Origin of the sequence: Bartonella sp. MU70NMGDW (assembly GCF_042194085.1) — a bacterium.
GTDB lineage: Bacteria > Pseudomonadota > Alphaproteobacteria > Rhizobiales > Rhizobiaceae > Bartonella > Bartonella grahamii.
In genome coordinates, this window is the sequence record NZ_JBHIMK010000391.1 from 1 (window position 1) to 1,069 (window position 1,069).

The window sequence follows — 1,069 nt, forward strand, 5'->3', positions numbered from 1 at the left end:
AGCACCAAAGCTAAAACAGCCCAATGATAGAAACCGTGTGCCTATTAATAAAACAATCCCTGCCGAAATCAAGCGAGCAAATATATGAAAAAGATCTTTATTATAGCAGGAATAATTACCCTTTTGGGAATGCTGAATCTAGCTCCAGCAAATGCAGATGTAAGCATAAGTTTCGAACCCCCATCACCTCAAGACCCAACTGTAAACTCACAACCTTCTCTACCGACACAACCGGCTCTACCGACAGAATATCTGGAGCTTATTAATCTATTAAAAAAAGGAGAAATTATAGAGCTCTTAAAAAAACAGCTTGAGTTGAAAAAAGAACAACTTTCGCAAACAGAAAAAACCTATCAAGCTATAACAAAGAGTCAGAAAACTGGACCTAACAAAATAGACTTTTCTAGTTTTTTTCTCAAAGAACCAGAATCGCTCTATAAGAGTGAAAAGATTGCAAAGCAATCATATCAAAAGGTATTGGAAGAAGAAAACAAAATTTCTGGATCTCTTGATCAAATGAGCAAGGCTGTTTTTGCGCGTTTACAATTTTTATCGGTACTAGATAAAGCTATAACTTTGAAAAGTTTTGAAAACGTAGAAAATCGTTTTAAATACCTCCAACGTCTATTTGATGAACTTCAAACAAAAGAAAACTTGAAAGATATTGCAGATCTTCAAACACATATCGATGGTTCGTTAGCCATGATCCAAAATGAATCTATAAAGATGCAAATGATAACGCATTTACGTAAAGCTGAGCAATCACTTATCAAAAAGAAAAGACGCGAAGTTGATATGAAATTTTTTAACCATGAAAAAAAAAGGATGCCTATCATACGATGAAAATAAAAGCCAATATAGAAGGTTCAGTACTATCTGAACAATTCAGAGGGGCAGAAAGGTTTTCTCAAAGCCAAGATATCGTGATGAAAATACTTAGGTAATGTATAAATGCGAATAACGCGTTTGGCATATATCTATATTTCAAGGTGATAAAAAGTTGAAAATTCGTTAAAGAGGAATTCCATGAACTTTACAGTGTTCACGCAACTTTTCAATAAAATTGATC

General features: G+C 33.9%; 1 protein-coding gene and 1 pseudogene. Both read left to right on the top strand.

The genetic code is table 11. The annotated features are described in order from the left end of the window. A pseudogene (locus tag ACFIKE_RS11200) lies at nucleotides 1-88 on the top strand (TrwH protein); the annotation flags it as partial. After that, complete coding sequence (locus ACFIKE_RS11205; protein ID WP_375650010.1) at nucleotides 85-843, top strand: type IV secretion system protein; 759 nt, start codon at nucleotides 85-87, stop codon at nucleotides 841-843. The pseudogene ACFIKE_RS11200 and the gene ACFIKE_RS11205, both read left to right, overlap by 4 nt. Nucleotides 844-1,069: the final 226 nt, after the last annotated feature.

Excerpts from the sequence above, each read along its gene's own strand:
- ACFIKE_RS11205 (WP_375650010.1), top strand. The coding sequence starts at position 85 with ATGAAAAAGATCTTTATTATAGCAGGAATAATTACCCTTTTGGGAATG.